The 13,492-nt window shown below is 52.3% G+C and carries 5 protein-coding genes; 3 read left to right on the top strand and 2 right to left on the bottom strand.

The features are described from left to right. Nucleotides 1-21 precede the first annotated feature (21 nt). Together LOC67_RS07545 and LOC67_RS07550 are read right to left on the bottom strand one after the other, a co-directional pair. Nucleotides 22-507 carry a YbhB/YbcL family Raf kinase inhibitor-like protein gene (locus tag LOC67_RS07545; RefSeq protein WP_230261920.1) on the bottom strand — a complete coding sequence of 162 codons (486 nt, stop codon included), beginning with the start codon at nt 505-507 and terminating at the stop codon, nt 22-24. A gap of 495 nt (nt 508-1,002) precedes the next feature. Next, complete coding sequence (locus LOC67_RS07550; RefSeq protein WP_230261921.1) at nt 1,003-2,838, bottom strand: DUF4261 domain-containing protein; 1,836 nt, start codon at nt 2,836-2,838, stop codon at nt 1,003-1,005. Between the two features lie 510 nt (nt 2,839-3,348). On the opposite strand from LOC67_RS07550, the gene LOC67_RS07555 reads away from it, so the two are divergent. The 3 genes from LOC67_RS07555 to LOC67_RS07565 are packed head-to-tail and all read left to right on the top strand — an operon-like array spanning nt 3,349 to nt 13,492. Then, nucleotides 3,349-7,185: a hypothetical protein gene (locus LOC67_RS07555; protein ID WP_230261922.1), complete on the top strand. Its 3,837-nt coding sequence runs from the start codon at nt 3,349-3,351 to the stop codon at nt 7,183-7,185. Between the two features lie 56 nt (nt 7,186-7,241). Next, entirely contained in the window at nt 7,242-12,053 is a 4,812-nt protein-coding gene (locus LOC67_RS07560; RefSeq protein WP_230261923.1) for a GMC oxidoreductase, read from the top strand. Next, nucleotides 12,050-13,492 (top strand): DUF4331 domain-containing protein, encoded by a 1,443-nt coding sequence (locus LOC67_RS07565; RefSeq protein WP_230261924.1) that lies wholly within the window; start codon nt 12,050-12,052, stop codon nt 13,490-13,492. Before LOC67_RS07560 ends, LOC67_RS07565 begins: the two co-directional genes overlap by 4 nt.

Raw genomic sequence — 13,492 nt, forward strand, 5'->3', positions numbered from 1 at the left:
GTGGGCCATCGCGGATGAGCTCTAGTGGCGTTGGTAAGTTCCGATCAATTCAGACTCTGCCAACACCTTTCCTTGCATTGCCTTTTCGAGAGCGATCCGATCAGCTCCCGGATCAAGGTCAAGCTTTTTCGAAAGTGCATAAAGCTTGAACCGATAATGGTGCACTTCTTTTTGGGCCGGTGGTGTCGGGCCACAGTAACCCATCTTTGGTCCGCCAGTTGTGGAATGCTGTCCTTGCAAGATCCGAATCGGCATGTCAGTTGTCGATTCGCGTGGCAAGTGCTCCGGCAGTTCCGCTAGGTCTGGCGGAATCTTGTAGACCAGCCAATGCACACTGTCTTCTTTCGATGACGCGTCAGGATCTTCGCATACGATTGCAAGTTCCTGAGTGCCTTCTGGAAGGCCTCGCCATCGCAGTGGAGGAGAAACATTGGCACCCTCCACCGTATACTTTTCCGGCAACGTTGCCCCATTGAAAAACGCTGGGCTTGAAATGGTCAGGCACATGATAATCACCTGCTTGATAGTTCAGATCGACGCGACAACGGCCTTCGGCACAGGTGGCACGAAACCACAACCGATTCGCGTGGGACTGAATCCCATGCATTTCATTTTAGCCGATCGCAACGCATAAACCGAGCGTAAAGGTTGTGATTCCCACCAAGTGCTTGCAACTGTCGAGGCCAGTGTTCGTTGGCACACCGATCTACAGGTTGTGTTGCAGTGCTTATTGGTTTGCAATTGGTGTTCCAATCATCAGCCCCAATCCGGATTGCCGTAAGACCCGCAAGATTGCGATCAAATTTGCATCGCGAAGAGGCTTAATGCCGCTCAGCTGACCAATACTTGGCCGGTCGATCAAAGATTGAATACTCACAGAGTGTTGCTATCAATATTAGCCATGCTTCACTGTGCTGACGTGCACTTTAAATTTGCCTCATGTGTGCATTCGGTACCAACTTTGGCCGCCGAACGAGTCAGTTGACCCTCAATGATTAGGCATCATTGGCTTTCCGCAACGGGCGTATCATCCGGCCATCGCAATCGATCGGCGGTTTTCCATTCATCCCATTGCTTGCCCCAACCGTCGTACCTAAATCGATAGCGTTCGCCTTCGATTTCTTTAATCGTTCCGTCGTACCAACGACTGCTCCACTTCACGCGAACCTTGTCGCCGACTTCAGGCAGCTTCGCGATGACGGGCTGGAATATTGCGTCACGCTGTTCGACATACCATTGCTTGGCAAACGTCTGGTCTTCGCTTGATAGCTGTTTGTAGGCAATCGAAGACTCAGTCCCATCCGGCATGCGCACTCGAACGACCGTTTGATCGCGTTCCTTTTCGACGGCGAAGATGTCGCCTGAATCTAAAACATCGCCCGAAGCATCATGCCACTGACGAGCCTCCGTCGCTTGGTCCAAAGTATCTTGTTCCGCAGAAGTCGGCTGCTTCGCTCTGGCCATCGCGCCGACTTGTGATGGCTGAACGACCTCGAAGGGATTTTCTAGCGCTGGAATGCTTTGACCAGAGCTTGGTTCGACCTCCAACGCAGGCGGATCGGCAGCTTCGACGACCTCGACCTTGGACGGCGATTGCTCCGAAGCCGTCGCGGGCGTTTCGAACTCGGCTTGCGGGGCACCTGTGGCTTCATTGCTAGACTCAGCCGCGACAACGCTGGGTTGCACGGTGTCGGTTTCTAGCGGAGCAGTTTCATTGACATTGGAATCTTCCATGTCGCTGTTCGACTCATCGCGATCAGGACCATCGTTGTCCTGTGGAACTTGTGGTGCCAGCTGATTTTGACCGAGCGGTGTTGTTTGTACGGGCAGCGGCACTGTTGGTGCGGACGTCTCCGTCTCTGGATTGGATTGATCATCGCGCATCGCAAACCTGGGCTGCTCTGGTTGCGGTTGATCTGCGAATTGTTCTCCTAGCCAACCGACGGCATACACGATTCCGATAACAAGACATCCAACGGCACCGACACATGCCAATAGAACCAGTAATGATTGCACTAAGCTAGGTTCAGCGTTGTCTTCGGGACCGAGCGAAGCGTTTTCTCCAGACCCTTCGTAGACCAGATGAATCACTTTGCCTTCACGGCCAAAGACCGATTCACGGTGCAGCACTCGAATGCGTTCATGCTCGGTTTCGCCAAGTGAGTCGCCGTGTTTTAGCACCGGCCCATTGAGCATCAGGTATTCACACACACCTGTCAGTCTTGCGTAAAGCTCTTCAGCCGATTCGGTCGCGGTGACACATTCGATTTCCATTAATCCGAACGCTTCAAGTCCGGTTGTCAAACCCATGGTCGGATGGCCTTCGTGCGGCACCACATCGATGTCGATCCACAGCCCCACTGGCAAGTCGTCCTTGCCCATTGAATCGACGACGAGACGAAAGTTTTCACTCGATACCTTGGTCGCTTGCTTTCCCCAAAGGATTCCGACTGCGGTGGGATAGAGATTCAGAATCGCATTGACAGCTTGCGTCAAAATCTTCGCCTGGGTGACGGGAGAGTTCTTCGAGTCGCCAACGACGACAACCCAGTGGCTTTGATGAGAAGCCAGCTGCGCCTGCGCATCAGGCCAAAGCGGAGTTGCGGATTCTTCATCGGATTCGGTCGGAATCTTGGGCATTCGGGAAACAAAAATCGCTCCCGGATCGACTCCGTCCTCGCCCTTATCGACCAAATCAATCTGATGGATGTTTTCTGAATCTGCCTTGATCGAGTCGATTTCGATGGCATCTGGAAAGCAACCAGACATGTGCTCCCCGAACGCACGCGAATCGAACTGGGGAGCGTCGGAGAAAACGACAAAGCAAACCATAGTCATGATCGAATCTCATCCATCGATGAAAACCAAACCGCAAAAAGTTGTCCGACCAGTCTAACTGTCCAACCAACAATCACCCGGCGATTCTGCCCCGATCTCAATTGCTTCTTCGTAATCGATCTTCTGATTTACTAAAGCATTTCAAATATCTAGTCGCGACTGGCAGCATGCGTGATCCCTCATCAAACCTGCATGAACACTGGCGCCCTTCCGACTTATTTCGACCAAAATTTGACAACCAGCGCCGGGGGTAATAGAACACCCCCAGGACCCGCTACAGAGCACGCCGCCGGCGACTCAGCATGCTTGGTGCCCCGAGTGACACGAGCAGGTGAATCGCGGCAGGCACTCACCATGTGAGGTTGAGATTTTGAAGAACACCCGGAAATTGATCCATGGTGACGAACGGAAATGACTGATCGGAGGATTTCCGAAAGTCTCGTTCAATAGCTCTCAGTGTGTCCGAACAACTGGCTATACACGATTGAATGTGAATGAGGTTCGCAACCGATGAAGTTGCTTGATCGATCAACAACCGCCCGCATTCGAATGAACCGTCCGGCAAGCAAGCCTGTCAGTTTTACGAGCTTACGGCCACTCTTCCTGCTACACAAAAGCTTGATCATCACGTTACTGATTGGCGTCAGTATCGGTTGCCAAAAAAGTGATCCGCAGTCACCGAAAGTTGATGAGGCGATGCAGCGCGCCAAAAGGGCGAAGATAAAAGTCGAAGATGCCGTCCGTTTTTATTCTTATCGTGATGGGCAACCGGTCCCCGATCTCTTTGCCGGTATGGACGCGATTCATCAAGGGGATCCGGATAGCCCTGACGCTTTGCTCGACAAAAGCAATGGCAAGCGTGCCTTCGCAGAAGTTGTCGATGTTGACCTCAGACGCGACAGCATAAGCAAGTCGGACAACGAGATCATTGGACGCAACACATGGATGGCTTGGTGCGCGGGAAATGAAGGCTTTTGGGACTGGCTTGCGACGGACAGCCTTGGATTCATTGATCTACTAAAGCTCGTTGATTCGCGAGAACGCCAAAGTCGATTCGAAAAGACTGGGATGATCAATGAACCGGGCATGATGCAATCGGCAGATGGTACGCGGATTAAACATGAGTTCGGTCTATGGCTGGATCAACCGACGGACCCGTTTTATCGACAGTGGAGGCAGTATTACTTAGAACAGACCTTTGAAGAACTCAAGGCGGGCAACCACTACTCACAAATCGGACTTCACAAGCGATCTGCCAACGGTGGATACACAGGGCCATCTCTTTACCAAGGCGAACCGCGTGACACCCCCAAGAAACCTCGCTACCGCTACCCGTCGGACTATTTGCCCGATGAAATGCGTGAGTCGATTTATGCACTGTCGATCAGTCGAGCTGAGACGCAAGTGCAACCTGGAAAGACCGACGTTAACCAATCATATGAAGCCTATCAGTCTGATAAGTTCGACACGGCTCATGACAACCCCTACGACAAACGGATTCCACCTCCGGACCTTTACGGTCTCTCTAGCGGCGTTATCGGACTAAGGCTGTTCCCCAACCCGTACTTTGATGCCGAAGCTCAGGCGAAGTGGGATCCCGACGCGTATCAAAAGGATCGATCGTACTGGTCTGACCCGAACTTGATTCGCCCATTTCGAGTTGGCATGAGCTGCGCCTTTTGCCACACATCGTTTCACCCACTGCGTCCACCCAAAGATATCCAAAACCCTCGCTGGGAAAACCTTTCGGGCAACATCGGTGCTCAGTACCTCTCGATGAGAGCAACGGTTGGCGGTTTGCTAGAACCCGATAACTTTGTCTATCACTTACTTGAGAGCCAACCGCGTGGCACGATCGACACATCGCTAATCGCGTCGGACAACATCAACAATCCGAACACGATGAATGCCATCTTTGGATTGCCCCAAAGGGCCATCCTTTCACTGTCAAACCCACAAGAACGGCTCAGCAAAACGAGCGCGTCGCTTCCTTCGCTGTGGGACGACAACCAATCTGCCCCAGTACTTCGCTCTAGCGCTGACAATCCATCGAAGCAGATAATCCATCCTGGAAACAACCTTCTTGGAGATGCGGTAAACGACATGGTCGCGGGATTCTGGAGCGGCTTTGTGAATCAATTTGGTTTAGAAGATCGAATTATCGAATCAAATGGCAACCCTCGTTTTGTCCCACGCATCCTTCTTGATGGGTCTGACAGTATCGGTACTTGGGGTGCCTTAGCACGCGTGTACCTGAATATCGGAAGCTACTGGGAACAGTGGAACGAACTGCACCAGGTCGTGATTGGCTTCGAACCGCAACGTCCGTTCCTGCTGCGGGACTGCGAAACCAATTCGGTTTATTGGAACGCGACCGAAAAACGAGTCCCCGGCCTGCGTGACTACTTCCTACAAATCACGCCTCCGATGCCGTTGCTTTCGACGCCAGATGGCACCGACCGCTTAGACCCCATCGAATTCGATCGATTGAAACAACTGGCCGAGCAAGAAAAACAGCCTCTCGACGCACTGCTACAACAAGCCCGTGCACAGCACGTCGACTGGAAACAGCTGGCAAGAGGCAGACAAGTCTTTGCCGCAAACTGCATCGTTTGCCATTCAAGCATCCAACCGGAAAGCCATGTCGCTCATACGATCCTTCCGCCGCGAAAAAGTCTTTGCAAAAAGCTGATTGAATTCTTACGACATACCTTCTGCGGCATCCCACCCTCGCAAAGCGATTTTACGGTAGATGAATTCAAATCGCTTGCCACCGAACGAAAAGCCTATCGCGAACGAGACGAACAAACCGGTGAATTCTGGGAACACGAACCGGGGCGATGGCTTGATGATCCGACTTACCAGCGTTGGGCCAATTGGATTGTTGATCAACCGGCATTCTGGAAACACAACTATCTTTCAACCGACTATCGCATCCCGATCAATGTGGTCGGAACGAATTCCAGCCGTGCGATGGCGACCAACGGCATGTCGGGTCGAATGTGGCAAGACTTTGCTTCGGAAAGCTACAGAGAGCTGCCTTCACCTGGCGAGATTGAATACTTTGATCCCTACAAAGGCGAAAACGGTGAATGGTCCACGTACTCGCCACGGCACACCGCACCTGAAGGCGTGCCGAATCAAGGTGGTGGACCAGGATACTACCGAGTCCCTTCGCTAATCTCGATCTGGGCGACTGCGCCTTTCCTGCATAACAACTCACTCGGCCTCTACAACAACGACCCTTCCGTCGATGGTCGATTGGAGGCGTTTGACGATGCGATTCGCAAATTGCTTTGGAAAGAAAAACGACTCGAAAGCAGTAGCTATAACGGAGCGACAGCGGAACGACTAGAACAGGACAATGGCTTGATCTGGCGAACGCCTCAAGAAACGTACCTGACGATCGATTCGAAACGCACGCCAACAATTGCCAGAAGTTTGTTGAACATTGGTGGCATCGTTCATTCGAAATACTTCGGGTGGCTCCACGGCATTTGGCCAAACTGGCTACCGAGCGCGATTCTACTTGGCGGAGCATTTCTGATGCTCAGTCTGTCAAACTCGCGGTTACGCCACCTAGCAGCAACATGGATCTTCATCGCTTCGCTCCTTATTTGTTTCGGGTACATCTTCGTGTCGATCGGCTTCGCCGCTTCGATCATCACCCTGTTTCGTGATAGTGAACTGTGGATCCCAGTGGTGACGCTGGGCATCTTGGGAATCGTTCTGTCCCTACCCGTTTGGCACAATCGGCAGGTTCAACGATCAGGAAACGTCATTGCCTTAGTTGCCATAGTCTTGGGTTCCGCCTGCGTTCTACTGCGGACTTTCCCGGATCTTCCCCTGGATATATTGATCGCGCGAATCCATCCCTGGTGGCTTCCGGGCGCTGCGGGCGTGCTGGTGGCAATCTCACTTTGGCTCCCGCTGAACCCCTTGCACATCCGCTTTTCGAGTTACGGCCTTGTCATCCTGTCCCTGATTCTCGGCACCATGATCTATTACAAAGCGGGCGACTTGGGCGACATCACCATTGGTCCGATTCCTAAAGGGACGCCAGTCAACTTGCTTGCGAATTTCAATCCCGAAGCCGATCGAAAGGATCAAATCAAAGCCATCTCCGCGATCACATCGGGCCTCGCCGAAATCAAGTCGCGTGGGTTGAACGATCCGGCAAACGCTGAAGAACTGGACAGGGTGATGAAGAAGGAAATTGCCCCTGCCCTTATGAGTGTCAATAAGTGCCCTGACTTTGTGATGGACCGAGGACACGATTACCCGTGGTTTGACAACATGTCTGATGCTGACAAGGACGCGTTGATCGAACTTCTAAAGACCCTCTAACCGACGCCAAGATCTCTACTGTCGAAAAACAGATGTAAACAGTCGCAGGCACTTCAATGACGAACATACATAACTCGACGTCGACACCCAGCAGTGACAACGCCTCGTCACCTCGACAAGAAAGGTACGACTACATCGTTGTCGGGTCTGGTGCAGGAGGCGCCCCACTGGCTTCCAGATTGGCCCGAGCGGGCAAACGAGTACTTGTGATTGAGGCCGGATCCAACCACACCGAATCCAGTGCGGTTGCGCCAGAGAACGAGGTTTCAAGAGTCCCACTGCTGCACGCGGTTTCGACCGAACATCCGGAACTTGCTTGGCGATTCTTTGTCAATCACTACAAGATGACCAACGGGAGGCCGCCTGACGGGATCGCCACCGACCCCAAAACTTATTACCCAATGGAGGATGATCCGCTCGCGGACCAACGGAAAGGAATTTTCTACCCACGCGCAAGCGGTATTGGAGGATGCACGATCCACAATGCGATGATTACGATCGCAGGACCAAGCTCTGACTGGGATGAGCTCGCAAGTTTTTTGCATGATCCTTCATGGGCAGGCAACCAGATGCGAGCGTACTTCAAACGCCTGGAGAACAATGGCTACTCTCCAGCCCCAGACCTGAGTCGACGTGACACGGCGAGTGAACGCTGGCAGCAATTCAAAAACAACCTACGGTTTCTTCGGGGTAGACGTCCCAATTCCGCCAGTGGCAACCACGGTTTCGACGGTTGGCTTCACACCAGTTTTTCTGATTACCGAATCGGACTGGATGACAAACAGCTGGTGAAGATGATCGCCGCAGCCCTTCGTCGATCCAAGAAAGAAGGACTCGACAATAGCTGGACATTGCTTCGTCGTTTCTTCAGGGGTGAGTTCATTGAAACGCTAGACCCAAACCATAGCGAAACCCAGCGAAACAGTCCCGAAGGCTTGGTAATGATCCCACTATCGATTTTCGGTCGTGGAACCACAATTCACCAAAACCGCCAATCCCCCTACGCAATGTTGGGTCGACGCAGCAGCCCTCGAGAATTTCTTCTCGAAACACTCGCGACAAAACCTAACTACCTCACCATCAAAACAGACTGCTTAGTAACGGAGGTTATCTTAGAAGATCAACCTGATTCAAAGCGGGGTGAAAAGCATCGTGCCATTGGGGTGAAATACCAGCAAGGTAAAAAGCTCTACCAAGCCCATGTCAATCCCACCGACGATCAGGAACCAATCCAAGAAGCTGAAGCGTACGTCCACGATAACGGTGAAGTCATCCTTTGCGGGGGCACTTTTAATACGCCACAACTGTTGATGCTTTCGGGGATCGGCGATCGGACGCACCTAGAGGAACACCAGATCGAATGCAAGGTCGATCTACCTAGCGTCGGCAAGAACCTTCAGGATCGCTATGAGGTCTCGGTTGTCAGCGAAATGAAGAATGACTTCAGCCTGCTGGACGGCGCAAGGTTTGAAGTGCCAGGCGATGGAATGGAGGCGGACCGCCATCTTCAACAATGGCGTGAAGAGGGCAGCGGTCTCTATGCGTCCAACGGCAGCATACTCGGCATCTTTAAACGCTCTGACCCTACACTTGAACAGCCCGACTTGTTCATCTTTGGGATTCCCGGCGATTTCCGTGGCTACCAAGTCGGGTACTCAAAAGTCGAAAGCCATCGAAAATTCACTTGGGTGATCCTTAAGTCACACAGTCAGAACCGTGATGGCTATGTACGGCTTCGCTCGAAAGACCCACGCAAAACACCAGAGATTAACTTCAATTACTTCAACACCGCGGATAGCGACCAACGTTCCGACCGTACCATCGATGCTGACGCCCGAGCACTGATCAACGGGGTTGAGTTCGTTCGCGGAATTCTGAAAGACGCCAGCAAGGTCGTCGACCGTGAAGTCCACCCCGGCACCGAAATCGATCTGCGAAAATTTGTCGAACGTGACGCCTGGGGGCATCATGCTTGCGGGACATGCCGGATGGGTCCCGACGGAGATAACAACGCAGTCTTAGACAGCCGATTTCGCGTCCGATGTGTCGATGGGCTTCGCGTAGTGGATGCCTCGATCTTCCCAAAGATCCCTGGCTATTTCATCGTGTCGAATATCTATATGGCCAGTGAAAAAGCGGCCGACGTTATCTTGGAAGACGCTGCCAGCAGGCACCCCCAGAACCCCCACTATCCACGCGAACTGATGCAGATGGAACGGAAAGCCATCGCGCGTCGACGAACAGAAGCAAAGATTGATCCGGATGAAATCACGGACAGCTTGACCGACGAAACGGATTCCTGGACCGACGATATCTCAGGTCTGGCAATCTCTGGAGGCGGCATTCGTAGTGCCACATTGGGCCTAGGTGTCATCCAAGGACTCGCCAAATCGGAACTGCTCAAGCGAGTCGATTTTATGTCGACGGTCTCTGGCGGAGGCTACGTGGGTTCTTTCCTCGGTCGCATCTATGATCGCCTGCGATCTTCGCCGGGACAGATTGATACCGGCACGACGGCCTCAGACATCGTTCAGAAGGAATTGACTAAAGAACACTCGCCAATGATTGCTTGGCTACGCAGTCATGGAAATTACATCGCACCGTATGGTGGCGGAGGAAACCGCCTAAACTTCGCAACGTTTTTCAGAAACTTGCTTAGCGTGCACCTTCTGATCGCAGCCGCCGCACTTGCCGTTTTTGGTTTGGCCAATGCATTTCGGTTCGTCGGCTTCGAAAACTTATTTGCCACGACGGGCTTGGTCCTTCGTCCCGAACATATGCCGATTGGGTTTCTTGTTCAATCACTGATCGGTCCATGGTTTAGCCCTTGGCTGGTTGTCGCTGAGTTTCTTTTATTCTTCCTCGTAGTGCCGCGGATCTTTGCATTTTGGTCAGTATCGACCGAGAAACATGAAACGTTCCACCGGATCCCCTTGTTTCTTCTGTTTGTATTTTCAGGGCTGTTTCTCTTTCTTGGGGTTCGTGACGGACTGCAATTGGAGTTCATAATTTTAGCATTATCGATACTCAGCACGCTGATCCAATGCGAACTCGCGTGGTACCGAGGTCGACAACAGGACCGTTCGACAGGTACCGGAGGCCCGTCAATGCAACGAGCAAGGACCTTAAACTACCTGACCTACGATCTGGGACTGGGGCTCGCCGTCACCGGTGCTGCGTTGCTATTTGTTGTTATCGATTCACTTGGCTACGCACTACAAGAACACATCGTTGCCCAAACGAATTCGTATCGAATTGCCTTCGCATCAGCTGCAGTCACAATCTCTGCAGGCATCCCGTTCGTTCGCTGGATTGCGGGACTGTTCAAAGAACAAGAAGGCAGCAAGCCGTCGTTTCTGGGCCAGTTCGTCAGAACGAACCTGGTTGCCGGTACGATTGGCTTCGCGTTGATCTTTGCCTTGTTGGTAGTCTACTCGTTTGCATCACATACGACCTATTCGCGTGCACTTGAATCCAACGGACATCTACCCTGGTTGGGACTGGCCATCACACTTGTCGCATGCATTTTAACGATTCTTGCCGCGTTCCCCAGTTCGATCGGATTTGTCAATCGCTCCTCACTATCACAGGTCTATGCCGCTCGACTGGCCGGATCCTACTTGGGTGCATCCAACCCCGCTCGTCATCGTTCCGATGGTCGAAATATCACCGACGTTATCCCGGGTGATGATGTCGATTCGATTCGCGACTATCGCCCCCATGAATCGGGCGGCCCCTTTCACATCTTTAACCTTATTCTCAATCAAACAATTGAATCCGGTTCACGCTTGGTCAAAAGCGACCGCAAAGGCACTAGCGTTGCAGTCTCTCCGCTAGGCTTAACTGTTGGTGAATTTTGGCATGCCAAATGGACCGATCCGTCACTTGCAGGCATGCACCGCCAATCGAATTCGCTTGCCGGACTTCAACCGATCGGACGTGCCATCGGGACGGACCATCCACTTATCGACCAATTTGATCGTAGCGCCGATCGAGCCGAAATGCTCCCACTGAGACGCTGGATGGCGATTTCAGGAGCAGCAGTTGACCCTGGACAAGGACGTACAACCAAAACAGGAACAGCTTTTCTGATGGGATTGGTCAACCTGCGTACCGGGTATTGGTGGAACAGCGGCATCCCTGAAACGTCGCGGACAGGTTTCCCAAATCTGACCTTGATGCGCAGGGTCCTTTACCTGATCCCCAAAGTCTTCGTCACGCAGTTTCTGCTGGCGTTCGAATGGCTCGCGAAATACCCAGGCCCTTGGTGGCGATATTGGCACCTAGGAGATGGTGGTTTCTTCGAAAACCTCGGCGCTTACGAACTCATTCGGCGCCGCGTCCCACGCATTATCATTATCGATTCCGGCGCCGACCCCGAATACAAATTCGATTGCCTCGGTGAGTTGATTCGAAAAGCTCGAATAGATTTCGCCACCACAATCCGCCCGTGGGACGAAAATGACTTTGCGCAAGTCAAGTTCAAAGGTGACTCCGAAGATCAAACCGAAGTCCCCGAATCAATTGGCTTGCTAAGCGATATCAATCGCCCAGGCGACGGATCATCAACCGCATCGAAACGAGCGACGCTGCTATGGGCAGAGTATCAATCCCCGGAAAAGCCGAAGGATCATTCTGCCGACGACGCTCACAAAAAACGCTCCCTCATTCTTTACATTAAGGCAACGATGACGGGTGGCGAACCCATCGACGTCGCGAACTACGCCGGAGCCAATCCGACATTTCCCCATGAAGCAACCGCCGACCAGGTCTTTGATGAAGCCCAATGGGAGAGTTATCGAAAGCTAGGAGAACACGCGAGCAAGGAACTCTTTCCAGACAACTGGTTCTGGAGGATCAACATATGACATCGCTCCTCAACCACGCGAACAAAGCTGCCGCTCTCAAACGCTCCGATATCCCACACACCCGATTGCCAGTTGTCAAATTACTGCTGCTTCGACTAGCGATCGTCTACCTTCTTCTTAGTGGAAGCGTGACGGCCTCCGATCACGCCGATCCGATCGACCCGCTGTACTGGAAACGTCAAGAAAGTGCAATCACCGACCTATTCGTTTTCCCAGTTCTGAAGACCGATCAAGGTTCCCCTGCCACGACAAACCAGGCTAAAAATACTTACCTAGACGCTGTTGCGTTCCCTTTTGAGCGAACCGCGAATTTGCCGCTTCATGATTTGACCGCGGATATCTTTCGCGAGCCACTGACGGCAGAGCAACGTGACCAAATCGACTCTTTGGTTGTTATCGTCTGCGTGCGGCGGCAACTGACCGACTCGCGGATGCTTCGGCTTGATCCCTATGAGTACAGGGTTCATATCGATTTGGATTCGGCAGTACGTTTTCCAGAGACAAACGAGGATGGTTCAACACAAGCTACTTCACCTCCACCGGGCTCGCACTCCGAACGACTCTCCGACCTAGAAGCTTACGCGAGGTATGGCGGTCGAGTGATTGCCCCCGGTGAAATCAATGAAGATGCGATCATCGCGATCCGTCTTAATGATCAAGCCAACCTCGCCGAAGACGGTCTTCAATTCCGAAAAACCGTGGGTGCCACTTGGGATTCAAAATCGATCACCGTATCAACCGGTGTTTTCGAAGATCCGTTCATCTTCCCACAGTTTTTTGGGACAAATATCGTCGCCATTGCACTGAAAATTCCGATGGAGTGCTTCCCCTCCAAGCAGGATGCTTTGCTAGTTTGGGCAACTAGCCACAAAGGAAAGAAGCAGATTGACCATGTCGGGCGATCCGCACGAACTCAGAACCCAAGATTCAACTTTTTAAATAAGCTTCACCCCAGTCGCCACAAGGCTGCCATTGAACATCAGCATGACAACCCCAGTGCTGTACGTGACATCCTGCTACGAGCCAATCTTTCATCGCTCTTTGCATTCCGTTACTGGGACTTTGAACCTGACGTGATGATCTACTCACCGGACCATCCGGTTGGCTTTCCCAATGGCCGACTACTTACTGATGATGTCGCGGCAATCTTGGCACAGCAGGGCGACACCTTGCTGTACGAATTGTCATTTCAAGACAATCAGGGCAGCTGGCCACGACAACAGTCCAACGACACCAACCAGGGGCAATTTGGATTCACGTTCCCTTATTTGAATCCGCCTTTTCCAGATCGTGCCCAGCCAAAGCTTCGACGACTCAGCGGAAGAACGATCGCCGTGCTTATCTCGATCGGCATCATCTTGGTCGCACTTCTCGCATTCGAAAACTGGGTTGTGGTGAAGCTATACAAACGCTGGCGCCAAAAGAAGAACTATCTATAG

Source organism: Stieleria sp. JC731 (assembly GCF_020966635.1).
Classification (GTDB): Bacteria; Planctomycetota; Planctomycetia; order Pirellulales; family Pirellulaceae; genus Stieleria.

Bases quoted from the DNA above. Each gene is read 5' to 3' on its own strand.
- LOC67_RS07565 (WP_230261924.1), top strand. From the start codon at position 12,050: ATGACATCGCTCCTCAACCACGCGAACAAAGCTGCCGCTCTCAAACGC.
- LOC67_RS07555 (WP_230261922.1), top strand. From the start codon at position 3,349: ATGAAGTTGCTTGATCGATCAACAACCGCCCGCATTCGAATGAACCGT.
- LOC67_RS07550 (WP_230261921.1), bottom strand. From the start codon at position 2,838: ATGACTATGGTTTGCTTTGTCGTTTTCTCCGACGCTCCCCAGTTCGAT.
- LOC67_RS07560 (WP_230261923.1), top strand. From the start codon at position 7,242: ATGACGAACATACATAACTCGACGTCGACACCCAGCAGTGACAACGCC.
- LOC67_RS07545 (WP_230261920.1), bottom strand. From the start codon at position 507: ATGTGCCTGACCATTTCAAGCCCAGCGTTTTTCAATGGGGCAACGTTG.